Consider the following 25,524-nt stretch of genomic DNA (forward strand, 5'->3'; position numbering starts at 1 on the left):
GCGCCGTCGTTTTCTTCATTATAAAAGGGCTGGGACCCCCTGCCTACTTACAGGTGGGTCACAATCCTTACAGTTTGGTAAGTTTGACGTGCGCGGCGGGAAAATGAACCTCCGCTTTGATGCCGTGGGTCTGGCGATTAACCAGGGTCAGCGTCAGGTTGATCTTGGTGGCCGCTTGTTGGGCCAAATACAGGCCCATCCCCGTGGCGCGGGTAGTTTGGTGCCCATTTTGACCGGTAAAGCCGGCTTCAAAGACGCGGGGCAAATCACTGGGCGCCACCCCGGGGCCCTGGTCAATAATTTGCAGGGTCGAAGCTTGCCAAGCAAAGGTGACCACCCGGCCCGGCGGGGAGTATTTAACCGCATTGGTCACCAATTGGGTCACGATAAAGGTCAACCACTTGCGGTCACTTAAGACCTTGACGTTTCCAATGGCAAACTGCGGCCGTAATTGCTGGGCAATCATCAGCGGGGCCAAACTTTGGACGACGGTTTGGCACAGGGCGGTCAAATCAAGCCATTCAAAGGCGAAATCGTTGGTCAAAAACTGCAGGCGCTCCGCGTTCAACAAGAGGTCTAAATTACGGTTGGCTTGGTAGAGGACCGGCTTCAGGGGGGCGGAAGCAACCGTTGGCTGTGCCGTCAGCCCTTCCAAGGCCATTAAGGCGTTTTTAATCTCGTGGGCAAAACGGTCCACATAATCGAGTTCTTGCCGCTGGCGGGCTTGTAGTTGCAACAGCTGGTGGCGATGATCTCGCTTGGCTTGGGCCAAGCGCCGAGTTAGCTCGGTTTCCACCAGCGTGCGGGGAATTAAGTTAGTCTGTTTGAGCCGCTGCTTCGTATGCCAAAGCCACCAGGCCACCCAGCCCAGCACCGGCCACAGCGAATTCCAGACCAAATCCGCAAATAAGGTCCCCGGCAAACGGTAGACATACCACAGCAGCGCCAGTAACCCCAGCAAAAGCCAGTAACCAATCGTCAAGCGCGCGGCTTCCTTACACCACTTACGCATCGCCTGTCACCACCCGGTAGCCCAGCCCGCGCTCCGTCCGTAAGGCAGTCGCTAAGTCTAATTGCGCTAATTTTCGGCGCAGCCGCGAAATATTCACGTTTAAGGTGTTTTCGTCTAAGTATTCCCCGCCCTGCCACAAGAGCTCCAATAGCTCCTGTTTGGTCACCGTCTGATTAGGCTTCGCCAATAAAAGTTTTAACAAGGCTGCCTGGGTGGGGGAGAGCTTCACAACCTGCGTAGCTTGGCGCAATTCATTGGTTAGGGGATTCAACGTTGCCGCCCCCAGGCGGTATTGCGGACTGGCCTGTTGGCGGCGGCGCAAGAGGGCCTGGATCTTGGCCACCAGCACGGTCATCGAAAAGGGCTTCATTAGGTAATCATCGGCCCCGGCCGCGACCGCGTGCATTACGTTATCATCGATTGCCGCGGCGGAGATCACGATGATCGGCACCGCGCTGGTTTGACGAATCGTTTGGATCCAATAGAAACCATCAAAGCTGGGTAAGGTAATGTCACACAGCACCAAGGTGACCGTTTCATCCACCCTTTGGGCGACGTGCTGCCAGTCTTGGACGGTGGCGACTTGATATTGCCACTTTTGCAGCGTGGCAGTCATGGTCGCAATAATTTGTGGATCATCTTCAATTATCAGAATCTTGGTCATTGCCTTCCCCCACTTTCTTTCGAAATGTAAGAAAAAAGCCCGGTCGAAACCGGGCTGCCTAATTGCAGATTTCTGTAGGCCATGTTTTGTCGAAGTCTAGGTTCAGGCCAACCTAGACCGTGGTAATCATCTATCTCAGCAGTTAATAACTGCTCCCCTGGAATCGCTTCAATTCGCTATCCAAAGCTCCCCGACCGTAGTTTGGGTTTACCGCTTGAGGGGTTTACCGCGTTCCACCAAGTTGGTTTCCCAACTTGCTTCGTCACTGTGGCACTTTTCAGGAATACTCGGACCTAGCCAAAGGCCTTAGCCGTTTTTTCCGCCGTCACCGATTGCTCGGTGCCCCGCCTTATTTTTTCAGCGAGCACAAACACTACGGGCATCGCAGCCCGTGCGAGCATGGACCTTCCTAACGCAACTGAGGTTGCGCTCGATTACCCAAAACCTGCAAAAAATTCAATTGTCAACTAACGAACTACAGCAGATGGGAATCCCCATCGTCTCCTAATTGGGAACCAAAGACCCGCCGTTCCAAATTGGACAGCCGCTTTAGGATATCCATATTGGTCGTTGACGAAACAACCGGCTGACTGGCTGGCGCCGCCGCGCCAATCGAAGAACCAATTTCCAATTGACGGTTCAATTCGTCAACCTTGGCTTTCAAGCGTTTGTTTTCGTCTTGTAAGCGGGCTACTTCTTTGTTGTAGGTGTCATAATCCTTAATAACATCATCCAAGAAGCCATCAACGTCATCAACATCGTAGCCCTTCCCAATACTCTTTTCCTTAAATTGCTTATGCAAAATATCTTGGGGAGTAAACTTAATGTTATCCATTTCAACACCTCATTTACTGTACTTATTCGTCAATACGAAAATAATTGTACCAGAAATCCGATTAAATACAAGGGCCCAGTTAAAAAAATTAACTTTTCTTGGGAACTTACCATTCCCCGCGCCGTTCTCGTTCTTCTTCAGCCAAGGCTTCCCCGGCTTCGCGCAGGTCATCAAAATCAACTAATTCCATTTGATAAGTCCCCGCCGCCACGGCGTGTTGGCCCGCTTGGTAATCATAGTAGCTTTTGGCGTGCCGTTCGCTTTGCTCATCTTGGGCCGGGTCAAAGACCAAGAGCAATTGATCGGAATGGGCCAGCATAAAGGCCTGGTAATCCCGCAATTGCTGTGGACCCTGGTAAGGCTGCTGGCTGAGCGTGCCCAGGTAATCAACCTGGCTTTGCATCTGTTGCAAGGCCGCTTGCCGGGCCGGCTGCCAATTTTGCCCGACCCCCACAAAGGGCTGCACCATCCCCAACTGGAGGGTCGGATAGTCAGCCTTTAAAGTCAGGCCCACCTCGAGCGCCCAGCGTTCCACCCCGGCTTGGGGCCCGGTGATCAACCAGGTCGGCTCCGTTTGCTGATTTAACCAGGTCCCAATGCGCTCCAGCAAGACCCGTTTAATCACTTTAATTTCTGGCGCTGCCGGATCAAACAACCCCAATTCATAATCGCGATACCCACTTACCCATAATCGTTGCATAAATTTTCCTCGTGTAACCGTTCCGTAACTGTAACTAATTGCCAGCCTAATGATATAATATACCAAGTAGCGAAGGGAGGCCACCACATGACCATTCATTATCCAAACGGCCAGGGGCCCCAGCGCCCCGCCCAAAGCCGGCCGCAACCCGCCGTCAACTTTGCCGACCGGGGAATGTCACTGGAAGCCGAAATCAACGCCAGCAATGCTTATTACCTGGCCACCAACCAAGCGGTGATCCACAAAAAGCCGACCCCGATTCAATTGGTGAAGGTCGACTACCCCAAACGCAGTGCGGCCGTAGTCCGCGAAGCTTACTTTCGCCGGCCGTCAACTACGGATTACAATGGGATCTACCAAGGGTATTATATCGATTTTGATGCCAAGGAGACGAAAAACGTGACCTCGTTTCCCCTCAAAAATTTTCACCAGCATCAAATCGATCATTTGGCGGCCTGTCTTAAGCAAGGCGGAATTTGTTTTGCCCTGATCAAGTTTACCCGCTTAACGGCGTATTACCTCCTGCCAGCCAGTCATTTAATTACCGCCTGGCAAAAACAAGCCCAGGGCGGTAAGCATTCGATCCCCCTCGCCACACTGAAACAAGTTGGGATCCCGGTCCAATTAGGCCTGCATCCCCGCTTGCAATATTTATCGGCCGTCGATCAACTGATCGCGCGGCAAAAAGGAGTCAACCATGAATAATGATGGAACTACCACCACTTCCCGGCGCAACCGGCCGCGAAGTGGTGGTCAAGGCAAAGGCCCACTGATCAAAAAGATCATCGGCTGGACGCTGAGCATCTGTTTATTGATTTTTGTCGCACTGGCCGCCCTCTTTTTCTTTTGGGCTTCCAGTGCCCCGACGATCAGCGAAAGCGCCTTAAAGAGTCAGTCAACGACAACCATTTATGACGACAGCGATAAGGTGATTTCCCGCTTGGGGGCGCAAAAACGCGAATACGCTTCGCAAAGCGAAATCCCCGCGACGCTAAAGAACGCCGTTGTCGCCATCGAAGACCGGCGCTTCTACAAGCACCACGGGATTGACCCGGTCCGGATCGGGGGGTCGGCGATCGCCGATATTTTCCACCGCAGCAACGGGATGCAAGGGGGGAGTACCCTGACCCAACAACTGGTCAAACTGACGGTCTTCTCCACGTCGGCCAAGGATCAAACCTTAAAGCGTAAAGCCCAAGAAGCCTGGTTGGCTTTAAATGTAGAACGGCACTTCTCCAAACAAGATATTTTAAAGTTCTACATTAATAAGGTTTACATGGGCAATGGGGTCTACGGAATGAAGACCGCCGCGCAATACTACTACGGCAAGGATCTCGATGAATTGGACCTGGCCCAATTAGCAACGTTGGCTGGGATTCCACAATCGCCGACCTACTACAACCCGGCCGTCGACGATACCAAGTACGCGACCCAGCGGCGTAATCAAGTGCTCGACGCGATGGTGCGCAGCAAGTACATTACTGCCGCCCAGGCCAAGAGTGCCAAGGCCGAAAATATTACCAGTGGCCTGGATGAAGACCACGGTAATACCAGCGAAAACACCACTGGGGTGAAGGAAAAGATCGTTGATGCTTACGTCAAAGAAGTCCTGGCCCAACTCCAAGCCCAAGGCTACAACGTTAACACCGACGGTCTCAAGGTCCACACCAACCTCGACTTGGCCGCCCAAGAAGAACTCTATAACGCCGCCAACAGTGGTGTCGCCTTCCAAAATGACAGCATGCAGACCGGGGTCGCCGTCACCGATCCCCACAATGGGCAAGTGGTCGCCATGCTAGGCGGGCGCAAGATTGACGATAACGTCATCTACGGTTTAAACCGCGCTGTTCAATCCAACCGGAGTTCCGGTTCGACGGCCAAGCCAATTATGGATTATGGCCCGGCGATCGAATACCTCCACTGGCCAACTTACAAGGCATTAAGTGACACCAAGTTCTACTGGCCGGGCACCAGTAAAGCCCTGCGCGACTGGGACAACAAGTACAAGGGCACGATGACCATGCGCTCCGCCCTCGTGCAATCCCGGAACGTTCCGGCCATCCGCGCTCTGCAAGACGTGGGCCTTTCCCGGGCGACGACCTTCTTGAAAGGCCTGGGGATTACCCCAGGGAAGAATGGCTTTAACCTCCAAAACGGGATCGGCCTCTACGTCTCCCCACTGCAAATGTCGGCTGCCTATGCTGCCTTTGCTAACGGTGGGACCTACTACAAGCCGTACTACATCAGTTCAATTACGACCCAAGACGGGAAGACGATCACCTTTGATAAGCACGGTAAACGGGCGATGACCAAGGCCACGGCCTACATGATTACCGACATGCTCAAAGGGGTCTTTACCGACAGTAACGGGACTGCCACCGACGCGAACCTAAGTGGGGTCCACCAAGCCGGGAAGACCGGGACCGATGAACCAATGTACGGGACGTCCGGGGTCATGGACTCCTGGATGGTTGGTTACACCAAGAACTACTCCGTGGCCGTGTGGACCGGCTTTGATAATCCGAAGTACGCCGTGGCAGAAGGCTACGAAAAATCGGCCCACCTCTTGTACAAGGCGATCATGAGCTTCTTAGACGGGCAAAATCACGCCAGCGACTGGACGATGCCAGATACGGTGGAAGCCATCTCTTACAGCGGACACCGGGAATTGGTCATTCGTGACTCCAAGTGGGCCTTTGGCTTTACGGAAATGAGCTCGGCCAGCCATTCATCCAGTGCCAGCAGCTTACTGCGTTCCAGCTCAGCCAGCAGCGAAAAGGAAAGTACGGACAGTACCTCCAGCAGTAGTCAAAGCAGCTCGGCTTCATCGGCATCTTCTGCGTCCGCCAGCGCACCGTCAACGCCGGCGCCAAACAATAACCAAACGCAAAACAGCACGGCAACCAATACCAGCAATGGTGGCGGTGCCCCGGCTGGCCAATAATCCGTAAGTAAAAAGAGTGATAACCGCACCACGTGGTTATCACTCTTTTCTTATCCCAATAATTAAGCTAGCGCCCTTCGTCGACCGCCTTTAAGTGTCGGTAACGGGCGTTGGTTTGGGCTAGTTCGCGCGGCGTACCATCCATGGCTAATTGCCCGTCTTCCAAGAAGATGACCCGATCCATCGCTTCAATACCTTGTAAGTGGTGGGTAATCCAGATCAACGTCTTGTCTTGCAAGGCGGTAAAGAAGGTATTCATTACCGCGCGTTCGGTCACCGGGTCCAAGCCGACGGTCGGCTCATCCAGCAACACAATTGGCGTCTTCGCCAAGAGAATCCGGGCCAGGGCCAACCGGTGCCGTTCCCCACCGGAAAAGCGCAATCCGGCCGAATCGACCATCGTCGCCAACCCGTGGGGCAACCGTTCGATCGTCGCCTTTAAACCGACCTGTTCTAAGACCGCCCAAACGTCAGCCTCACTCGCGTTTTCGTTCCCGATCCGCAAGTTGTTTAGGACGGTGGTATTGAACAGGTAGGGAGCTTGATTGATCACGCCAATAAAATCAGCAATCTGATCGCCTAATTCACTAGGCGCCACCCCCGCTAAGGTCAACTGGCCGGCCGTTGGCACCCGGTCGCCCCGCAATAAACTGGCTAGCGTACTCTTTCCCGAACCGCTTTTCCCCAGAATTGCCACTTTTTGCCCCGCGGGCAGCTGAAGATCTACGCCTTTGAGGACTTCCTTGGTGGTCGCCGGGTAGGTATAGTGAACGTCAGTCAATTGAAAATCCAAGGGGGCCGTCAACTGCGGCGCTGAGGTCGGCGAGGTCGTTACCGGCGGCAAGGCATTCAACCGCTTGAGCGAGTCCACATAAACATTGGTTTCTTGCGCGGCAGCCGGCAACCCGGCCAGGGCATCTTCCAGCGGGAAAATGGCCAGCACAAAGGCGGCAATCCAATTGGCTGGCCCCCCGAATTGGCCGCCAAAGCGACTGGCCCCCCACCCCAGCAACGCCAAGGCGATCAGCAGAATCATCACTTGGAGCAGGAAATCCCGGCAGCGCTCAAACTTGCGCAGCGCCGCTTGGGTCGCGTACAGTTCGTGTTCACTGGCCAGGTGCTGGTCGACGTACTCCTGGTTGCGTTGGGCAAATACCCAGTCGACAATCCCCATCACGTTATCCGTTAAATCCGTGTACAACGCGTTTTTAACTTGTTTTTCGTATTCTTGTCGGGCCCCGTTGACCACCACCGACCACAGGGGAAGAGCAAAAATGATCAGCCCAAAAAGGACCAGCATTACCAAGCCCATCGCCGGCGACAAAATCCCCAGGCTCACCACGATAATCGCATACAGCCCCCAAGCCACAAAATTCGGAAAGATCGTCCGCAAATAGAGGTTTTGGATGTGGGCCACGTCTTCTGACAAGAGCCCTAAAATATCCCCTAATCGGTATTTGCTGTTAAAAAAGACGGCATCTTGTTCGAGGGAATCGTACATTTTTTTGCGAAATTCCGAGGTCATCTTAAAGACCCAGTTGTGGCTCGTGAGCCGTTCCGCATAGCGCATCACCGGCCGAAAAATCCCAAAGCCCCGGGTTAACACGATCGGGACGTACACCAACAGGATATTTTCGGGGCGGGTCGCTGATTTAGAAATCAAAAACCCCGAGGTAAACATCAGCCCACCGGCACACACGAAGGTTAAAATCCCCAGCGTAATCGCTAAGACCAAGGTCCGCTTGTAGTGACGCAGGAAGGGTTTGACCCAGTGGTCGGTCTTTAACATTTTTAATAACGGAAACTTATTGCGCATCTTTTTCCTCCTTGGCTTGCATCTGCTTAACTAAGCGCTGAAAAGCCCCGGCCTGAGCTTGGAGTTGTTGGTAGGTCCCTTGTTCAACCAAGTGCCCATCTTCCATCACCAAAATGTAGTCCATTTGCTTCATCCAGTGCAAGCGGTGGGTGGCAAACAGCACCAAGTGGTCCGCCATCAGGGGTAACATTTTCTCCTTTAGCTCCAGTTCCGTCTCCAAGTCTAGGTGCGCGGTTGGTTCGTCAAAAATCATGACCCGCCGGTTCGGGTCCAAAAAGGCCCGCGCCAGGGCAATCCGCTGGGCCTGCCCCCCGGACAGCGCCCGTTTGCCGGCCCCAATTTGGGTTTCCAGACCGGCTGGCAATTCGGCTACCAAGTCATCCAACCCGACCACGTGGACGGCTTCTTGGACCTCAGCTTCGGTCGCCGTCGGGTGGTAGAAGGCAATATTTTCCCGCAAGCTGGCCGAAAAAATATACGGATTTTGCGGTAAGTAGGTCAACTGCTTTTGCCAGGCCGCGGCATGCAAAGTGGTTGCCGTTTGCCCTTGGAGGGTAATCTCCCCCGCTGCCGGCGTCAAGAAACCACTCAACAAGTTGATCAAAGTCGTCTTCCCCGAGCCGCTCATCCCGATGATCCCGACCTTTTGGTACCCGCGGAAGCAAAAACTGAGCGGGGCCAAACCAGCCTTGCCTTCCCCATAACTAAAACTTAGGTCCTTAACCTGCAGTTCATCGGTGGGCCGCCAAGGCGTCAGCGTCAACGGAGCTTGCGGTGCGGGTGGTTCGTTAATCAAGGTCATCACCTTGTGGAAGGCGTTTTTGCCGTTCAACGTTGCATGATAGTCGTTAGCAAAGTTGCGAATCGGCAAAAAGTATTCTGGGGCCAAGACTAAAATCACCAGGGCCGGATAAAGGGTCATCTGCCCATTGATCAGGCGTAGCCCTAACGTAACCGCCAAAATCGCAATCGAAAGCGTCGTAAAAAAATCGAGGGCAAAAGTCGACGTCATGGCAATCCGCAAAGTTGCCATGGTGGACTTGCGAAAATCTTCACTGGAGCGGTAGACACTCTTGGAGTAAGCCTTGCTTAAACCAAAGTATTTCAACGTGTCAATCCCGCGCAAGGAGTCAATAAAGTGATTTGATAAGCGCTGGAACGTCGCAAATTGGCGATCAGCTTGCGCCTGGGCGGCATAGCCCAGCACAATCATAAACAAAATAATCAACGGGTAAACCAGGACCATAATCAACCCGGAGAGCCAATCTAAGTAAAAGGCCACTCCCAGAATCAACACCGGCACTACCATCATATTAACCATTTTATTCAGCACCAGCTTAAAGTAATCTTCTACCTGGCTGATCCCGTCCAAGGTCAACGTCACCATGTTCCCGGTCCCTTCACGTTGTACCAGAGCGGGGCCGAAGGTAAAGGTTTGGGCCAACAATTGGGAACGCAAGCGTTGGGCATTCGCCCGAGCAAACCGATCTAAGATCCCACTGATCAGCCAATTCTCGCCGTGCCGGCCCAGAAATGACAAAATAAACAGGGCAACCCACGGCATTTGGCGCGCCAGACTTTCGCCTTGCCATAAGCCCACCAAAACTGCCGAGAGCGTTAAGGTCTGACCAATGATAAGAAAAGCTTGCAGGACGTGCAGTCCCACAAGCTTTCCCAGCATTGACCGGACCCCGTTAATTGTAAATAGGAGTCGATCAACCATTTTTTAGTATCCCTCCAGTGGCTTGACCGTTGGCATTTCAATCCGCTTCCGGAACAGCCAGTAAGCCCACGCCGTGTAAGCCAAAACAAATGGCAAGAGGCAAATCGTGGCAATCGTCATCACCGTCAAGGTGTAGGACGTCGAAGAAGCATTTTGAATCAACAGACTGTACTTAGCACTCAGCGAAGAGATCATGACCCGCGGGAACATCCCCACAAAGATCATCGCCACGAGTGACACCATCGTCAACCCGCTGGCAATGAAGGCCAGCATTTCCTTCCCCTTGAAAACGGCCACGTGCGCCAAGACCGCAAAGACCACGATCAAGACAACCGTTATGGCCGTCCCCAGTGGGTGCACGCTAAAGAAGTCGGTCTTAAAGATCAACAGTAAGGCAAAGACCACTAAGCCAACGTACAGCACATAGTACAGGGCTTCCGCCACGTTGCGGGCCACTTCCCGCACCTGGCCGACGGTCTTCAAGGCCACGTAGTTCAACCCGTGCAGGTAAGTCAGTAAGGTCAAGGCAACCCCACCGACGACGGAGAACCAATTAAAGTAATCAAAGAAGGTGGCATGCATGTTGCCATTGGCATCAATTGGCATCCCTTCAATCATCGAGATGAACATGACCCCTAAGAAGAAGGGAACCCAAGCGCTGGCAATTGCCAACAACGTGGTCCAAACCCGCTTGGTCTTGGCATTCCCCTTTGCACGGAATTCAAAGGAGACCCCCCGAATAATCAAACCGCACAAAATCGCCAATAAAATCAAGTAGTAACCACTAAATAACGTTGCGTACCAGTATGGGAAGGAGGCAAACATGGCCCCACCGGCCGTAATCAGCCAAACTTCATTGGCATCCCAAACCGGTCCAATTGAATGAATAATTTGATCTTGTTCCGCTTCGTTCGAGGCAATTGTCTTAGCGGCCATCCCCACCCCGTAGTCAAAACCGTCGAGGAAGAAGAAGCCGGCAAACAAGACCCCGATCAAAAGGAACCATAAAAATTGAAATGCACTCATTTAAAAGGCCCCCTTATCAAATGGATCCATGAACTTTTCCAGCAATTGTGGATTTTCGATGTTAGCTGGGTCCTTGTGGAGTTCCTTAATGACCAAGCCGATCATCACAACCGCTAAGGCTGTGAAGAGTACGAAGTAAACAATGTTCGACGTCAACAAGGAAGCGACCGAAACGGTTGGCGAAACGGATTGCTTAATCGTAAACAGGCCGTACACCGTCCATGGGTAACGCCCAAATTCGGTGACAAACCAACCAACCGTGTTCCCAATGAATGGCAAGAAGGTCGTCAGGGCCACGACCCACAGCATCCACTTGTGTTCATACAAGGTTTCTTTCCCCTTGCGCGTCAAGAAGAGAGCAACAATTGAGACCAAGGCGACCCACATGCCGACGCCGACCATGATCCGGAAGCTCCAGAACAGGGTATTAACCGGCGGGTAGTAGTTCATCTTTTCGCCAGCGATGTACTTACCGTACTTCTTGGTCAAATCCTTATTAACTTCGTCCATCCCGGTCAGGGAACCAGAGAACTTGTTGTAAGACATAAAGCTCAGCATCCCAGGGATTTCAATGCTCCCCTTAAGTTCATGGTTCTTTTGATCGGCGACCCCGACCAAGGCTAAACCAGCGGGATCCTTGGTGTTCTTGTAAATGGCTTCAGTCGCGGCAAACTTCATCGGTTGTTCCTTGATCAGGTATTGCATTTGGGCGTGACCAACGGCAATTGTCAGCACGGCAAAAATCAAGGAAACCCACATCCCAAACCGCATGGAAGTCTTGTAGATGTGCTTGGTTTCATCCGAAACGGGTTGCTTCTTGGCCCGCAAAAGTTGGAAGCCCGTCAACCCGGCAACGATGACCCCACCCATCATCAAGGCGGCCCCAATGACGTGACCGTATTCAAAGAAGAGTTGTGGGTTCTTCAGCAAAGCAAAGAAGTCGGTCATTTCAGCCCGGCCATCCTTAATCGTGTACCCCACTGGGTTTTGCATAAAGGAATTGGCGGTCAAAATCCACAGGGCCGAAATCATCGAACCAATACTGGTCAGCCAAATAAACAGGGCATGCACCCCTGGCTTAACCTTGTTCCACGTAAACGTCCACAACCCGATAAAGGTTGATTCCATAAAGAAGGCCAACAAAGCTTCAAAGGCTAATGGAGCCCCGAAGATGTCCCCCATGAAACGTGAATAATCCGACCAGTTCATCCCGAATTGGAATTCTTGGATCAACCCGGTCACAACACCAACCGCGAAGCTCAGCAAGAAAATATTCCCCCAGTAGCGGGCCATTTTCTTGTAGACTTCATTTTTAGTGCGCACGTAGATGGTTTCCATAATCGCAATGGCAAAGGCCGTCCCGATTGAAAACGGTACGAAGAAGAAGTGGTAAACCGTTGTCATTGCAAATTGGAACCGTGCCAAACTAACAATGTCCACTATTATCCCCCCCTATATAAATTATCGACCAATAAGTCCAAAAATAATAGCGTATAGGGTGTTCCCTATATTTCAATTCTTAGTTTACTCTTAAAAAGTTAGTATTTCAATAATAGATTAAAGAATGATAAATTATCTTTTGGCTTAGAAACCGCTTACATATTATAAGAAGTGATTCGGTGTCACCTAAAATAAACCGCTTTTATTGGGGCGCAATTTTCAACTTTGTGAGCTAAATAACAACATTTTTCGCAGTTTTTTGCGAGTTTTTCCGGTTTTTTGTTTTTCACCAACCAATTTCCTTGTTATAATTAAACCATCAATAATTATCCATAAGTTAAAAGCGCAATTTTTTTATTTTCGCTTTTAATCCGATAAGCAATTATCTTCATTCTATTTTTGAGGGGGAATTTTTTATGAAGCAAGTCGTTGTCCTGGGGGCTGGTTATGCCGGCTTAAAGACCGTTCATGAACTGCAAAAGAAGGCCGATGGCAGCTTTAAGATCACGTTGGTCAACAAAAACAGCTACCACTACGAAGCAACCGACCTGCACGAAGTCGCGGCGGGGACGGAACCGAAGGAAAAGATTACCTACGATGTGGCTGACATCGTCGATCCAAAGGTTACGACCTTTATCCAAGATGAAGTCGTAGCCTTTGACCCGGCTGCTAAGACGGTTGACTTAAAGAACCACGACCAATTGTCTTATGACTACTTAGTGGTAGCCTTAGGCTTTATTTCCGAAACCTTCGGCATCAACGGCGCCGAAGAAAACGCCCTGCCAATGACGACGGTTGACGAAGCCGAAGCCATCCACGCCCACTTACTGAAGGTAATGGATGAATACAAGCAAAACCCTGATCCAGATGCCTTAAACATCATTATTGCCGGGGCCGGCTTTACCGGGATCGAACTGGCGGGGGCCTTAGCCGATGGCCGCAAGGAATACGCTGAACACGCTGGGGTCAACCCATCTGACATCAAGATTTCCATGTTGGATGCCGGCACCCGGCTGTTGCCAATGTTTAGCGATGAATTGGCAGAATACGGGGTCAACCTGGTTAAGAGCTTAGGCGTCGACATCATTACCGATGCCCGGGTGCAAGAAGTGGCACCGGGCAAGACAATTTACGTCTTCGGCAAGGATGAAGAACAAACACCACACGAACTGACGGCCAAGACCATCATTTGGACGACCGGGGTTTCTGGGAGCCCATTAGTCGACGCCGCTGGCTTAAAGGCACGGCGGGGCCGGGTCATTCCAACCGAACACTTAACCGATGCGGACCACGACGATCTTTACATCATTGGTGACGTAGCAGCGGTGATGCCACCGGATGGCCAGCGTCCTTACCCAACGACGGCCCAAATTGCCTTAGCAATGGGTAAGTACACGGCTGCCGACCTGGCCAACGTCTTGAAGACAGGCAGTCACTTAAGCGAAGGCTTTGTCTACAAGTCCTTAGGGACCGTCGCTTCCGTCGGCAACACCCGGGCCTTTGGGGTGGCAATGGGCCGCGAAACCAAGGGTTACCTGGCTTCAGCTACCAAGAAGATGATCGCCAACGAATCCCTGTACCGGATTGGGGGCTTAAAGGAAGTCTTCAAGAAGGGCCGTTTCGACCTTTACCACTAAAATTTCCCGCCGCTGGCAGTCTCCGGCCAGCCGGTAGTAAAAAAAGGATCCGCAGTGCGGATCCTTTTTATGTTGGCTAAGTTATTCAGCTGGTAACTTCGCATACGCCATCCGTTTAATCATTGACGCTTGGGCCGGATACATCGCCGTTAATTCTTGCGCCGTCAACAACTCAAAGTCCCGGTAGTCAAAGCCCGGGGCCACCATGCAACTGACCAGGGCAAACCCCCGGTGAACTTCCGCCCCAAAGATCGTCCCTGCCGGCACCCGGGCTTGAAATTCTTGTCCCGCCGCCAAATCTGACCCCAAATGCAAGGCCTCATAGCTGCCATCGGGCATTAAGCAATGCACCGTCAAGGGCTGGCCGGCGTGAAAGTACCATAATTCATCATGCAAGAGCCGGTGCAAATGAGACGGTGAACTTTCGTCCAGTAAAAAATAAATCGAAGTATAGTCAAACCGTTGGGCTTGACTCGCGGGGTCCAAGCGCTGAGTGGCCGCATGAAAGACCTGCCGGTACCAACCACCCTCCGCGTGGGGCTGAAGATTCAATTGTTGAATGTAGTCGGCTTTTGTTAACATCTTAAATCACGTTCCTTTCACTTCTTTGCGTAACTCTAGAGCCAATTTTCGAACGCAATGCCTAACGCAAAGGTCACCACTTGCACCAGCGACCCCACCAGCAAAATCCGAATCGCCGCCGGAAAAGTTTCCTTTTTCACCTGCCGGGCCAGCAAGATCCGGGTTTGCTTGATGACAAACGGGATCAACAGCCAGGTGAATAACGTTGCCCAAGGCGTAAAACCCCAGCCAACGGCCAAGCCAAGCGCCACAAAGGCCAAGCCATTTTTAACCGCAAAGGCCCTCAAAGCCCATTTTTTACCAATAAAGTGCACGATCGTAATCCGGCGGTTATCCTCATCTTCTTGCTGATCACAAATGTTATTGGCGAGCAACAAATTTGAAATCCAGAGTTCATCTGGCAAAGCCACTACGAAAATCACCAATAAGCTAAAGGGATCCCACACAAAATGCTGGTAGGCATTGAGATAGACACTGATCAAGGTGATCATAAAACCCATGGTAAAACCGGAGAAAAATTCGCCGACCGGCAGCCCCGACAACGGAAACGGCCCAGACGAGTAGGCAATGCCCACCGCAAAGCAAAAGACCCCCATTGCCAAGAGCGGCCAACCGACCTGGCTGACCAAATACAACCCCAGCAGGGCCGCCACTAGCACAAAGCTGACCAGCAGCCAAAAGACCAAGCGGGGATTAAGCTTTTCGCGGCCAATAATATTGGTATTTTGCTGGTAATCTGCGGTATCAACCGCGTGGGTATAATCGTGATAATTATCCAGCATATCGACGGCCATATTAAACAGCAACATGGCCACAAAAAAGAGCGCCATCAAGCTCCAATTCACACTGTGAAAATAGTAGTAACTCAAGCACAAGCCCAAGAGTGCGGGCAGTACACTGGCCGTTTTGGCCTTAATCTCAACTAATTCCAAAAAAACTTTAACTGACAATTCAACCCCTCTTTTCCATTATGATCTTACACTAATTTCGATCACAAAAAAAGAAGCTGGGAAAATTCATTTTTCCGCAGCTTCTGGCTCACCATGTTTAACCATTTACTGGGCCTTGCGCCGGCCGTTTTGTAAGATATAAATGGCAATCAAGACCAACACGATCCCGAGGACTTCAAAGAAATTGATAGCCAAGTGAAAGAAGATAACACTTAAAATCGTGGTCATGATTGGCTGCAAGGCATCCATGATACTAACGACATCCGACGGGGCCAGGCGACTGGCATATAGCAACATCCCAAACGGCAGAATCGTCCCGAAGAAAATCACCGTCGCCACCGACGAAACCAACGTCGGGGTCAGCGGCGGCACACCGACCCAAAACGGGTGCAAGAGATTAAAGAAAAGCCCGGCAATCATCGTCCCCCAGCCCAAGACGACCAAGGGGGGATTAGTGGCACTGGCTTTTTGGGGCAAGACCACATAAAAGGCGGCGGTAATCCCGGAGCCTAACCCCCACAGTAAGGACACCAACGGCACGGCCAAGTGGGTCAAATCACCGCGGGTGATACAAAGCAACACTCCTACCAAGGCCACTAAAAAGGCCAGTAAGTCACTGCGCAAGGGGCGATTCCGATAGAAGAAAATCCCCCCTAAGACAATGAACAAGGGTGACAAGTACTGTAAGATCGTCGCCGTCGATGCATTCCCGGTTTGAATCGAGTAGTAGAAGGTAATCAGATTCGCGGCCAGCCCAAATAACCCATAGGTCACGACCGACAGCAAGGCCGCCTTTGTCTTAAAAACATTGAAAATCTGACCACGGTAAATTACCGCACTCAATAGCAACAAGATGACCCCCGTCACCGTCGTCCGGGTCGAGAACATCCAGGGGCCCGGCACCGCTAAGTCTTGCGAAATCAGCTGCAAAACCGTCCCGGAAATCCCCCAACTCAAGGAGGCAAACCCAGCCCAGGTCATCCCCTTAATTACTTGGTTATTATTCATCACTAACCCTCCGTTTTCAGCAATACAAATATCTTACCATTATCGGGTCAGCTGATACCAATAATTAAACCAAAAGCAGCCAGAGGAAAGTTTCCCCTGGCTTTTGCTTAAGAAAATTAATTTTGCTGGAATAAACCCTTAACCCAGTTAACTAAACGTTGGAACCAATTCGATGCCTGGTTGGCCGCTTGCTTTCCTGAGTCACTATTTAGCCAGTTTTTCGCCTTATTCATCAAATCCCCGGTTGAATTCTTCACGTTGTTGATCGTGTTGGTCACGTTGGTTACGTAAGTCTTAGAAGAAGCAATCGGTGAATTCTGGAAGTTCACCAGCGAGCCGGCAATCTGACTTTGTTGGTTGGCCGTGGTTTGATCAGCCACCCCGCGTTTTTCTAGCGCCTGCTTTAAAATCACTTCAATTTGCACTTTGGTCAGGTTGTTTCCCTTTTGCTTTTCTTGCGCCACTTGCTTGGAAGTATCCCCGACGGCGGCCATCAATTTTCCGGCATAAGCTTGATCATCACTGTTGGCATCAATCGCCGCTTGCGTCGCTGTTAACACGGAATTAGCCGCCGCAGTATTTTGGGTATCCAATTGGTGCCCATCGGCCGCAAAGGCCTTATAAACCCCGGTTAAAGCTGATTCCCCTGAAACCGCCCGGTTCGCGGTAACAGTAATCGTAATATCCGTTACCCCGGCCATCTGGGCCACCATCGCGTATTGTTGGGCCGTAACTTTGGTAATGTTGCTTTGCCCGTTATACTTTTTCACGTTTACCTTGACCCCGGAGCTGGGATCCGTCGGGGCAATTGCCACCGAAGAAATCATCGACGCATCCGTCGCGGGTGCCCCGTGGCTGATATAAGTTGCGTAGTCCTGCCCCGTCGCCGTTAATTTCGTAAAGGACGAATCAACATCCATCACATCATTCAGGTTGGCATACACGCTTTGGGGCGCCCCTGCCCCATAAACCACATAGGCCTGATTTAAAGACGCCGTTTGTTGGCTTGATCCCGTTTGCGCAGCTTGGACCGGCGTTGGTAAAACCAAGGCCTGACTGACCGGCCCGGCCGCCGTAGCCACAATCGCCGCCGTCAAAACGATGGCTAAGGTCCGTTTGGTATTCTTCATCGTTATCACCCTCACCTAATTTATCATCAGTTTGTTATTCATTTTAGCATGCCCGCGTTCCTTCCACCTTGCTTTTACGGAACTTGAGGTAAATTTAAGCTTTCGGCTCGCGCGGTTGATCGGCCAACTTGAAAATCGGAATATGGGGCGTCGGTGCCGACGACTCCGCCGCACTGGGCGCGGCCTTTTGTTCGGCAAACCGGCGCAGATCCGCTTCGATTGCCGCCACCGTGGTTAACTTCCGATGACGCCAGTTCATTAAAATCCGATCCATATAACGAAAACTAAACTTCCCATTGAGGACCGTTTCGCGCAAGGCCAATTCGATAATCGCCGGCTCGTAATGATCCTTGGTCAGCCAATCGTTCACCAGGTTGATCTCCATCGGACTCAATAAGCGGCCAAAACCACTCTCCAATTGCTTAAAGAGGCGCTCTTTGGCATCCTGGGGGGCTGACTGCTCCGGTGTTACGTTGGGGTGGCCTGGTTGCTCTAGGTACTGTAACAACCGAGCATGAAGGGGGCTGAAGTCATACACTTCCGCTTCTTGGCCCGCCGCATTCTTTTGCAACCGCTGGGCCAAAAAATGGTGACTGACCAATTCATGAATCAATTCATAAACTTGACCGGTTTCCGTCCCTAAGTGCGTCGCAATTTGTTTAATATTGGGCAGCTGGCCCATATCCAGGTAACTCTTTAACTCCAGATAAACCATCAGTTCACTGGTGCTCATCCCCAAGTCATGGTAGTGGTGCAAGAGGAGGTTGCTGACCGTCGTTTGGCCAGCTTGCAAGTATTTTGATAAGACATCAACCATTGTTCTTTCCTCTCTAAGGGGGCCATCCCCCATCGCCGCGTCAACAAACCGGGGTCGGAAACGCTGCTTGTTTTCCGACCCCGGTGATTAAAAAATTCGATTGGTGAGTTTAAAATTGAAATTACGGGTATAAACGGTTCAGCATCCGTGGGAACGGGATCGTCGTCCGCAAGTGATCCTGCAAGGTAATCCAACTCAAGAACCGTTCTAACCCTAAACCAAAGCCTGAGTGTGGCACTGACCCATACTTGCGCAAGTCTAAGTACCAAGCATAATCCTTTGGATCTAACCCAGCATCCTTAACGGCTTGCAATAAGGTGTCGTAGTCGGTCTCCCGTTCGGAGCCCCCAATAATTTCCCCGTAACCTTCTGGGGCCAACAAGTCGGCACAAACGTACACGTCATCCCGGGTTGGGTGTCCCTTCATGTAGAACGGCTTGATCGACTTCGGGTAGTTTAAAATAAAGACGGGCTTGGAGAAGTGATCCGCTAAGAAGGTTTCTTCTGGCGAACCAAAGTCGTCCCCCCATTGAACATCCAGCCCACCTTTTTGCAACAATTCAATTGCTTCATCGTAGCTGATCCGTGGGTATGGCGTTTGGGTAAATGGCTTCAAGGTTTCTGGATCCCGCCCCAAGACTTCCAGTTCGTGGCTGCAATCGTCAATCACTTTTTGTACCAAGTAGGCCACGTATTCTTCTTGAATTTCCAAGCTTTCTTCTTGGTGCATAAAGGCCATTTCTGGTTCAATCATCCAAAATTCAATCAGGTGCCGCCGCGTCTTGGACTTTTCAGCCCGGAAAACCGGCCCGAAGGAGTAAACCTTGTTTAAGGCCAAGGCACCAGCTTCTTCATACAATTGACCAGATTGGGACAAGTAAGCATCTTGTTCAAAGTATTTGGTGTGGAACAGATCCGTCGTGCCTTCCGGGGCATTCCCGGTCAGGATCGGGGGATCAATCTTGGTAAAGCCATGGTCACCAAAGTATTCGTAATTAGCCCGGATCACCCGGTCGCGAATCTTCATCATCGCTTGGGGCTTTGAAGTACGCAACCACAGGTGGCGGTTATCTAACAGGAAGTCAATCCCGTGTTCCTTATTGCCAATCGGATAGTCTTCACTGGCATCGATCACTTCGATGTCTTCAATTTGAATTTCGTACCCAAACTTGGAACGGGTATCTTCATGAATTTCCCCGATCACCCAGAAACTGGCTTCTTGGCGCAATTCGTGCTTGGCCAATTCAAAAACTTCTGGGGTGACCTTATTCTTTAACAAGACCCCTTGGAAAAAGGCCGTCCCATCCCGCAATTGCAAGAAGGCAATCTTCCCGCTGGATCGCTTATCCGTTAACCAAACCCCAATCTTCACCCGTTCGTTAACGTGGTGTGGGGCATCAATAATGTTAATTGTTTGCACTCCTGATTCCTCCAAATATTCTATAGGTTGTTGATCCGTTGAACGTAATGACCAGTCTTAAAGCTAAGCAAATCATAGCACAGCGCTCCTTGCGCATTCTTGTAGGTAACCTCCCAGACGACCCGGTCATTAAAAATTCCCGGCGCCACCTTTAAAACCCGCTTAACGGCGCGGTCTGCTCGCACCTTCGCCACGGCTTGCTGACTGGTTAAGCCACTGGCCTGCTTGACCACCCGTAATTTGCCCCCCGTCTGGGGAACGATCACTAAAATGGGCTGGTGTTGCCGATTCTGTCCACTTACCGTGTAGTAAGTGTGATCGCGATTGTAGACGTAAAAGTGATCAAAGGACCGCAAATCTGCATACTTTTTGGCCAGACTAACGGCTTGGCGCTGGGCACTGGTCTTGGGTTGGGTTGCAATTGCAAACGAACCCCAAGCGACCAGGATCAGTACCAAAACCGTCATTAAGCTTCGAATCAGCACTTGCTTACCCGAAACCCGGCTTTTTTGACGTTGAACATCTCGCCGACTTTGCATAAAAGCCTTCCTTCCTAAACAATATCAGTAAAAGTTTATCACAGATTTCCGAAGGCGAATAGAGATTAATTGATTTTTAAAGTTTCGCTGGGCCGGCGGTTTGCAAAAAAGCCGCCGTGGCAGAACTCAATTCCGCCGTGGGCACTTCCACTTGCGGTAAGCCCGCCGGTAAGGCCCGTTGCATGGTTTGCCCATACCGCTTGGTTACCAACCGGGGATCTAACACTACCGCCACCCCCGTATCCGTCGGCGTGCGCAACAGCCGCCCGACCCCTTGGCGCAACCGAATAATTGCTTGGGGTAAAGAATAGTGATAAAACGGGCTGTGGCCTTGTTGCTTCATTAACTCATACCGTGCTTGATTTTCCAATTGGGTCGGGGCCGCAAATGGTAAGCGGGTAATAATCAGCAACTGGAGCTGATTATCGGGCAAGTCAATCCCCTCCCAAAAGCTGGCCGCCCCCAAGAGGATCGAATTATGCCCACTGCTGAACTGTTTGAGCAATTTCGCCCGGTTGCCGTTAACCCCTTGGGCCAGAATATCGCGTTGATTAAAGACCGCCGTTTGTCGCAAATAGCCATACACGGCCTCAATGGTTTGCAAAGAGTTAAACAACACCATCGTTTGACAATCCGTCGCCACGGCCAAATCAGCAATCGTCTGCGCCAAGTACTGGTGATAGCTGGCTTCTTCGTGGTCCGTGGGGCTAGGCGCGTCACTGGCGACCAAGAGCTTGGCCTGATGTTCATAATCAAAGGCTTCCGGCAAGCGTTTGACCTTCACCGCGGCTTTCTCCAGATCCAACTGGTCAAAAATAAAGGCGGAGCGGTTAGAAGTAAATAAGGTCGCACCGGTAAACAATTGATGCGTAAAGTGGGCGTAGACTCGCTCGCGCAAGAAGTGGTTGGCCGCTAACAATCCTCCCGTTAAGGTTAAGGTCGTTGTTTCACTCCCCTGCCGGGCCCGGAGCCAAAAGAGGGTCAGTTGATCGGGCTGGTCGGCCAGCCGTTTCAATTCGTGTAACTGATCATCCACGGCCACTAACTGCGCCAATTGGCTGGCAAATTGATTCATTAAATAACGGTCCTGACCTAACCATTGCGCTTGGCGTTCCGCAAACAAATGTTGCAAAGCGCTAAAATGCAGCTTTAAACTGGCCAAATCCTGTTCAAAGGCTTCACACAGGGGATGCGCTGGATCCAATAAGACGCTGAGCTCCGCACTTGGTAAGACCTGTTCAATAAAGGTGCCCGTGGTAGCTGACGGTGGCGTCAATTTGGTTAATAAGGCCGCGGCCAGGTCACTAACCGTTTGTTTCAAGCCGGCCAGATCCGCTTGCATCAATTCAACGTTGTAAGCCGCCAGTGGCAACTTAGCAAATAAACTCCGCAAGTTGGGCGAATTAGTTGGATTGACCAAGGCCGCCAGCTGATTAAGCAGTAAATGCCATTCCGCAAACGCCAATTGGTGCCGCGCCTGTTTCAAAACACTTTGGGCCAGGTGTTGCGCTTCATCAACCACCAAATAGGTCGTTGGCGCCAGGGCGCCCAGTTCAGCCGCATGGGCAACTAAGTAAGCTTGGTTCGTGACGATAATCGGTGCATAGGCTAATTGCCGCTGGCGATAAACCAAGAAGTCATCGCGATAAAAGGGATCTTCACTGGCTAAGTTTGCCAAACCGGTGTGGCGAACTTCTGCCAAATACGGACTCTTTTGCGCCGTTAGATTCAATTCATCCAAATCGCCCGTCGTCGTCGTTAACAACCAGACCAACAATTGGGCTTTTAAAAACTGGCTGAGTTGTGAATCTTCGTTTACCGTTAGGGAGTGGGCAAATTTGCTCAGACTAAGGTAATGGGCGTTGCCTTTGACCATCACGGCCCCGCTGAAATCCGGTAATAATTGCCGCAACTGCGGCAAAGCCGTCGTCATTAATTGACTCTGCAACAGGTTCGTGGCCGTAGCGACAATTACTTTACCAGTTGGTTGCGCTAAATACGTCAGGGGAACTAAGTATCCCAGACTCTTGCCCACCCCGGTCCCGGCTTCAATCATAATCTGCCGGGCGTGATCACGCGTAAAGTAGTTATAAATCGCGTTCATCATTTTCGCTTGCAGGGGCCGGTAAGTCAGTAGATCACCAAACAACCGCTGCTTTTGGCGCTTCGTCAACGGAAAAGCTGGGGGGGTCTTGGGCGTAGCCACGCTGAGCGGCCGTTTTTTATGCAACACCAAGCCGTGACTAACGTAGTGGGCATCATCTAAGGCTACGGGGTGACTTTGGCGGTATTGCGCCGCCCGGTCAAGCAATAAGCGGGTTTGCAGGGGCAGTTGCAGCTGCAAGGCCACTAATTTATTCAGCGTTAAAGTTGGCAACGCTTGCAAACGTTGTAACAGATCAATCAACAAGTGCGCGGTCGCCTCCGCATCCGATACCGCGCTGTGGGGCTGATCGTGTTCAATCTGGAGTTTGGCGCTCAAATCCCGCAAGCGATAACTCTTCGCCGTTGGCAAGAGCAACTGGCTCAAACTAACGGTATCAACGGCCGGAATCTGCAGTTTGGGCAGACCGATCCGTTGAAATTCCGCGTTTAAAAAGGGAAAATCAAAATTAACGTTGTGGGCCACAAAGATTGTATCCGCTAATAAACTTTGTAAGGTTGGCGCAACTTCTTCAAAGAGCGGGGCAGCTTTGACATCCGCGGCCCAAATTCCGGTTAACTGGCTGATTGAGCGCGCAATTGGTTGTTCGGGATTGACCTTAGTCTCAAAGTGATTAATCAACCGGCCATCTTGTACCAACACACAGCCGATTTGGATGATCCGGTCCCCCTTTTTGACGTTGGTCCCGGTCGTTTCCAAATCAACGACCGCGTAGATTGGGCCCCGGGGCGTTTTCTTTTTTTGCATTGCAATTCGTTCTTTCTTCCTAAACTTACCGCGACCAAAACCTGACCGTTCAGCCCAGCTGGTACGGGGTGGTCACAGCATCATAAATTTAAGTCCACTATACCATACCCCACCCGGGCAATCGAGTTTCGGTAAAGTGCTTCAGATGAATTTCCCTGTTGTAGATACTTAATGGTAGAATAGACAGTAGTTATTTTTAGAAAGCAGGTTGAAACAACTTGAAAAATTCAGGTTATGGACAAAGTCACGCTAAATTAATTTTTATTGGTGAACACAGCGTTGTGTATGGTCAACCAGCAATTGCCCTTCCCTTAGCTTCAATTAAAACCACGGTCACCCTGAGCCGGCAAAGTGGCCCCGCCACCATCGAAAGCCGCTATTTTACGGGGCGCTTAAGTGAGCTGCCAGCCCCGATGGCCGGGATCGGTCAATTAATCCACCGACTCCAAGTACACTTTCACGATGATGGCAACTGGGCGATGTTGATTACCAGCCAAATCCCAGCTGAACGGGGGATGGGCTCTTCGGCCGCGGCCGCGATTGCGATTATCCGGGCCTTCTTTGATCTTTATGACGCGCCCCTGTCCCGGCCCGAATTGTTAAAATGGGCCGACATCGAAGAACAAGTCACCCACCGCAGTCCCAGCGGTTTAGACGCTGCCATGACCAGTGCCGACCGGCCGTTATGGTTTGTCCGGGGCCAAGCTGGGGTGCCGATCGACCTTGATTTAGATGCTGTCCTGGTGATCGCCGACTCTGGGGTGCACGGGGCGACGAAAGAAGCGATTGCCGCCGTCAAACAAGAATTGACCTTACACCCAACCACCGCGAAAGAAGCCCTAGTCGATCTCGGCCAGCTGGCAGAACAAACCAAACATTTTTTGGCCACCAACCAACCTAACGCGCTTGGGGCGGTCTTAGATAAGGCCCAGATCAACCTGGCCACCCTCAACGTCAGCGATCCAACGTTAGACCGTTTGATTGCCACAGCCAAAGCCAACGGGGCCCTTGGCGCGAAACTAACCGGGGGCGGCCGGGGCGGATGCTTCTTTGCCCTGGCTGCCGATCTGTCCCAGGCTCAACACCTCGCCCAAGCGCTGCAAACCGCCGGCGCCACGCAAACCTGGCTCCAACCCTTAAAAGCATCGGCACTCAGCACTGATTAACCAAAGGAGGAAATAACTGTTAATTAAAATGTTGAATAACTTTCCCTAATGTCCATGAGAAAGACAAAATGTGGTATGGATCTTAGGGGAATAGCTAACAAAAATTTGTCATCGTCACGTCAACGAAAAACTTGCTAAATGAAGGGAACAATGAGATGATTAAAGTATCAATAATGCGACCGTTTGATCGTCTCGCTGATACTTTAGCGATTATCTATCTCTGAATTGGCGTTTGAGAGGTGGTGATGATGGTGCTGCGCACGCAAAAGGTGAAGTTATATCCAAATCAGACGATGAAAAAAGTGCTCGATGGCCTGTGTGATTACCGACGCTACTGTTGGAATCAAGGTTTGGCCCTTTGGAACGACATGTATGATGCTTCAGTGATCCTTGCTGATAAGAAGCAACGGCCCAACGAGCGCAAGGTTCGGGATGAATTAGTTGCTAATAAGGCCGACTGGCAGTTTCAACTGTCGGCGCGGTGTTTGCAGCTGGCGATTTCTGATCTCGGTAAGGCGTGGCAGAACTTTTTTGACCAGGCCCAACCGGATTGGGGCAAACCGCACTTCAAGTCGAAAAAGGCCCCCCGCCAGGGCTTCAAGACCGACCGGGCCAAGCTGTTCAATGGTTGCTTACGGCTCGATAAACCGCGCGGTGTTAAAACGCCGTGGTTTGATATCAAGTTCAAAGGGGCCCGCAATTTGACTGGTGAGTTGAAGGTGGTTTCGATTTATCGGGAAAACGGTCAGTACTGGGCCAATCTCCCCCTTGAAGTCGCGATGGGACCGAAGGCGAAAACAGCGGTTGACGTTAATGTTGGGCACCTTGATTACACTGATGGCCAAATCAAGACCCTCCCGAGCCACTTGCAAGCAATCTACAAGCGGATCAAGCACTACCAACGTCAGTTAGCCCGCAAGCGCAAGGTCAATGGCAAGCAAGCCACCCAAAGCAAGCATTACGCCAAAACGAGAGCCAAGTTGCAGCGTGATTACCGGCGGGTGGCCAACGTCCAGCACGACTTGATGCAAAAATTCACGACCCAGTTAGTTAACACTTACGATCAGTTCGTGATTGAAGACCTCGCCGTCAAAAAGATGCAGATGAGTCATGTTACGGCAAAAGGGCTCCAACGTTCCATGTTTGGATATTTTCGTCAGGTTCTTACCTACAAGTGTGACTGGTACGGGAAAACTTTACTGGT

21 protein-coding genes and 1 other RNA gene are annotated in these 25,524 nt (G+C 51.3%); 5 read left to right on the forward strand and 17 right to left on the reverse strand.

Translation table 11 applies throughout. The features are described from left to right. Nucleotides 1–67: 67 nt before the first annotated feature. The 5 genes from FC43_RS10475 to FC43_RS10490 form a co-directional block, all read right to left on the reverse strand. Nucleotides 68–1,012, reverse strand: a complete 945-nt coding sequence (locus FC43_RS10475; protein ID WP_056955624.1) for a sensor histidine kinase — start codon at nucleotides 1,010–1,012, stop codon at nucleotides 68–70. Beyond that, entirely contained in the window at nucleotides 1,005–1,676 is a 672-nt protein-coding gene (locus FC43_RS10480) for a response regulator transcription factor (protein WP_056955625.1), read from the reverse strand. The genes FC43_RS10475 and FC43_RS10480 overlap by 8 nt, the downstream gene beginning before the upstream one ends. 70 nt (nucleotides 1,677–1,746) lie before the next feature. After that, nucleotides 1,747–2,122: RNase P RNA component class B (gene rnpB / locus FC43_RS10955), an RNA gene on the reverse strand. Between the two features lie 29 nt (nucleotides 2,123–2,151). Next, nucleotides 2,152–2,511: a cell division regulator GpsB gene (gene gpsB / locus FC43_RS10485; protein WP_056955626.1), complete on the reverse strand. Its 360-nt coding sequence runs from the start codon at nucleotides 2,509–2,511 to the stop codon at nucleotides 2,152–2,154. A gap of 106 nt (nucleotides 2,512–2,617) precedes the next feature. Continuing rightward, nucleotides 2,618–3,211, reverse strand: a complete 594-nt coding sequence (locus FC43_RS10490; protein ID WP_056955627.1) for an SLOG family protein — start codon at nucleotides 3,209–3,211, stop codon at nucleotides 2,618–2,620. 87 nt (nucleotides 3,212–3,298) lie between these two features. Here FC43_RS10490 and recU point away from each other — a divergent pair, with 87 nt between their 5' ends. After that, on the forward strand, nucleotides 3,299–3,916 hold the full coding sequence (gene recU / locus FC43_RS10495) for a Holliday junction resolvase RecU (protein ID WP_019205605.1): 618 nt from the start codon (nucleotides 3,299–3,301) through the stop codon (nucleotides 3,914–3,916). Continuing rightward, entirely contained in the window at nucleotides 3,909–6,155 is a 2,247-nt protein-coding gene (locus FC43_RS10500) for a PBP1A family penicillin-binding protein (protein WP_056955628.1), read from the forward strand. Before recU ends, FC43_RS10500 begins: the two co-directional genes overlap by 8 nt. A 67-nt stretch (nucleotides 6,156–6,222) precedes the next feature. On the opposite strand, the gene cydC is transcribed toward FC43_RS10500, so the two are convergent. Genes cydC through FC43_RS10520 form a run of 4 tightly spaced genes read right to left on the reverse strand, consistent with a single transcriptional unit; the run spans nucleotide 6,223 to nucleotide 12,160 of the window. Beyond that, nucleotides 6,223–7,971 carry a thiol reductant ABC exporter subunit CydC gene (gene cydC, locus FC43_RS10505; RefSeq protein ID WP_056955629.1) on the reverse strand — a complete coding sequence of 583 codons (1,749 nt, stop codon included), beginning with the start codon at nucleotides 7,969–7,971 and terminating at the stop codon, nucleotides 6,223–6,225. Further along, nucleotides 7,961–9,694, reverse strand: coding sequence for a thiol reductant ABC exporter subunit CydD (cydD, locus tag FC43_RS10510; RefSeq protein WP_056955630.1), 1,734 nt, complete (start codon nucleotides 9,692–9,694; stop codon nucleotides 7,961–7,963). Before cydD ends, cydC begins: the two co-directional genes overlap by 11 nt. 3 nt (nucleotides 9,695–9,697) lie before the next feature. Continuing rightward, nucleotides 9,698–10,720, reverse strand: coding sequence for a cytochrome d ubiquinol oxidase subunit II (cydB, locus tag FC43_RS10515; RefSeq protein WP_019205609.1), 1,023 nt, complete (start codon nucleotides 10,718–10,720; stop codon nucleotides 9,698–9,700). Beyond that, nucleotides 10,721–12,160: a cytochrome ubiquinol oxidase subunit I gene (locus tag FC43_RS10520; protein ID WP_056955631.1), complete on the reverse strand. Its 1,440-nt coding sequence runs from the start codon at nucleotides 12,158–12,160 to the stop codon at nucleotides 10,721–10,723. A 416-nt stretch (nucleotides 12,161–12,576) separates the two neighbouring features. Here FC43_RS10520 and FC43_RS10525 point away from each other — a divergent pair, with 416 nt between their 5' ends. Beyond that, a complete protein-coding gene (locus FC43_RS10525; RefSeq protein WP_056955632.1) occupies nucleotides 12,577–13,797 on the forward strand; it encodes an NAD(P)/FAD-dependent oxidoreductase in 1,221 nt (406 codons plus the stop codon). A gap of 81 nt (nucleotides 13,798–13,878) precedes the next feature. On the opposite strand, the gene FC43_RS10530 is transcribed toward FC43_RS10525, so the two are convergent. The 8 genes from FC43_RS10530 to FC43_RS10565 form a co-directional block, all read right to left on the reverse strand. Beyond that, nucleotides 13,879–14,379, reverse strand: coding sequence for a cupin domain-containing protein (locus FC43_RS10530; RefSeq protein ID WP_056955633.1), 501 nt, complete (start codon nucleotides 14,377–14,379; stop codon nucleotides 13,879–13,881). A 35-nt stretch (nucleotides 14,380–14,414) separates the two neighbouring features. Then, nucleotides 14,415–15,329: a prenyltransferase gene (locus FC43_RS10535; RefSeq protein ID WP_056955634.1), complete on the reverse strand. Its 915-nt coding sequence runs from the start codon at nucleotides 15,327–15,329 to the stop codon at nucleotides 14,415–14,417. 105 nt (nucleotides 15,330–15,434) lie between these two features. Continuing rightward, nucleotides 15,435–16,337 carry a DMT family transporter gene (locus tag FC43_RS10540; protein WP_019205614.1) on the reverse strand — a complete coding sequence of 301 codons (903 nt, stop codon included), beginning with the start codon at nucleotides 16,335–16,337 and terminating at the stop codon, nucleotides 15,435–15,437. A 116-nt stretch (nucleotides 16,338–16,453) separates the two neighbouring features. Further along, nucleotides 16,454–17,467 (reverse strand): DUF1002 domain-containing protein, encoded by a 1,014-nt coding sequence (locus FC43_RS10545; RefSeq protein ID WP_056955635.1) that lies wholly within the window; start codon nucleotides 17,465–17,467, stop codon nucleotides 16,454–16,456. 94 nt (nucleotides 17,468–17,561) lie between these two features. Beyond that, nucleotides 17,562–18,284: a DnaD domain-containing protein gene (locus FC43_RS10550; protein WP_056955636.1), complete on the reverse strand. Its 723-nt coding sequence runs from the start codon at nucleotides 18,282–18,284 to the stop codon at nucleotides 17,562–17,564. 121 nt (nucleotides 18,285–18,405) lie between these two features. Next, nucleotides 18,406–19,704, reverse strand: coding sequence for an asparagine--tRNA ligase (asnS, locus tag FC43_RS10555; protein WP_056955637.1), 1,299 nt, complete (start codon nucleotides 19,702–19,704; stop codon nucleotides 18,406–18,408). Between the two features lie 20 nt (nucleotides 19,705–19,724). Next, nucleotides 19,725–20,243 (reverse strand): cell wall elongation regulator TseB-like domain-containing protein, encoded by a 519-nt coding sequence (locus FC43_RS10560; protein ID WP_019205618.1) that lies wholly within the window; start codon nucleotides 20,241–20,243, stop codon nucleotides 19,725–19,727. Between the two features lie 76 nt (nucleotides 20,244–20,319). Then, complete coding sequence (locus FC43_RS10565; RefSeq protein WP_056955638.1) at nucleotides 20,320–23,154, reverse strand: helicase C-terminal domain-containing protein; 2,835 nt, start codon at nucleotides 23,152–23,154, stop codon at nucleotides 20,320–20,322. A 218-nt stretch (nucleotides 23,155–23,372) separates the two neighbouring features. On the opposite strand from FC43_RS10565, the gene mvk reads away from it, so the two are divergent. Then, nucleotides 23,373–24,320, forward strand: coding sequence for a mevalonate kinase (mvk, locus tag FC43_RS10570; protein ID WP_056955639.1), 948 nt, complete (start codon nucleotides 23,373–23,375; stop codon nucleotides 24,318–24,320). A gap of 248 nt (nucleotides 24,321–24,568) precedes the next feature. Then, nucleotides 24,569–25,524, forward strand: a 956-nt coding sequence (locus FC43_RS10575) for an RNA-guided endonuclease InsQ/TnpB family protein (protein WP_082611512.1), incomplete at its 3' end; no start/stop codon positions are given.

It is taken from the genome of Limosilactobacillus ingluviei DSM 15946 (genome assembly GCF_001435775.1).
GTDB classification, from domain to species: domain Bacteria; phylum Bacillota; class Bacilli; order Lactobacillales; family Lactobacillaceae; genus Limosilactobacillus; species Limosilactobacillus ingluviei.

Bases quoted from the DNA above. Each gene is read 5' to 3' on its own strand.
- FC43_RS10475 (WP_056955624.1), bottom strand. From the start codon at position 1,012: ATGCGTAAGTGGTGTAAGGAAGCCGCGCGCTTGACGATTGGTTACTGG.
- FC43_RS10480 (WP_056955625.1), bottom strand. From the start codon at position 1,676: ATGACCAAGATTCTGATAATTGAAGATGATCCACAAATTATTGCGACC.
- gpsB (WP_056955626.1), bottom strand. From the start codon at position 2,511: ATGGATAACATTAAGTTTACTCCCCAAGATATTTTGCATAAGCAATTT.
- FC43_RS10490 (WP_056955627.1), bottom strand. From the start codon at position 3,211: ATGCAACGATTATGGGTAAGTGGGTATCGCGATTATGAATTGGGGTTG.
- recU (WP_019205605.1), top strand. From the start codon at position 3,299: ATGACCATTCATTATCCAAACGGCCAGGGGCCCCAGCGCCCCGCCCAA.
- FC43_RS10500 (WP_056955628.1), top strand. From the start codon at position 3,909: ATGAATAATGATGGAACTACCACCACTTCCCGGCGCAACCGGCCGCGA.
- cydC (WP_056955629.1), bottom strand. From the start codon at position 7,971: ATGCGCAATAAGTTTCCGTTATTAAAAATGTTAAAGACCGACCACTGG.
- cydD (WP_056955630.1), bottom strand. From the start codon at position 9,694: ATGGTTGATCGACTCCTATTTACAATTAACGGGGTCCGGTCAATGCTG.
- cydB (WP_019205609.1), bottom strand. From the start codon at position 10,720: ATGAGTGCATTTCAATTTTTATGGTTCCTTTTGATCGGGGTCTTGTTT.
- FC43_RS10525 (WP_056955632.1), top strand. From the start codon at position 12,577: ATGAAGCAAGTCGTTGTCCTGGGGGCTGGTTATGCCGGCTTAAAGACC.
- FC43_RS10530 (WP_056955633.1), bottom strand. From the start codon at position 14,379: ATGTTAACAAAAGCCGACTACATTCAACAATTGAATCTTCAGCCCCAC.
- FC43_RS10540 (WP_019205614.1), bottom strand. From the start codon at position 16,337: ATGAATAATAACCAAGTAATTAAGGGGATGACCTGGGCTGGGTTTGCC.
- FC43_RS10545 (WP_056955635.1), bottom strand. From the start codon at position 17,467: ATGAAGAATACCAAACGGACCTTAGCCATCGTTTTGACGGCGGCGATT.
- FC43_RS10550 (WP_056955636.1), bottom strand. From the start codon at position 18,284: ATGGTTGATGTCTTATCAAAATACTTGCAAGCTGGCCAAACGACGGTC.
- FC43_RS10560 (WP_019205618.1), bottom strand. From the start codon at position 20,243: ATGCAAAGTCGGCGAGATGTTCAACGTCAAAAAAGCCGGGTTTCGGGT.
- FC43_RS10565 (WP_056955638.1), bottom strand. From the start codon at position 23,154: ATGCAAAAAAAGAAAACGCCCCGGGGCCCAATCTACGCGGTCGTTGAT.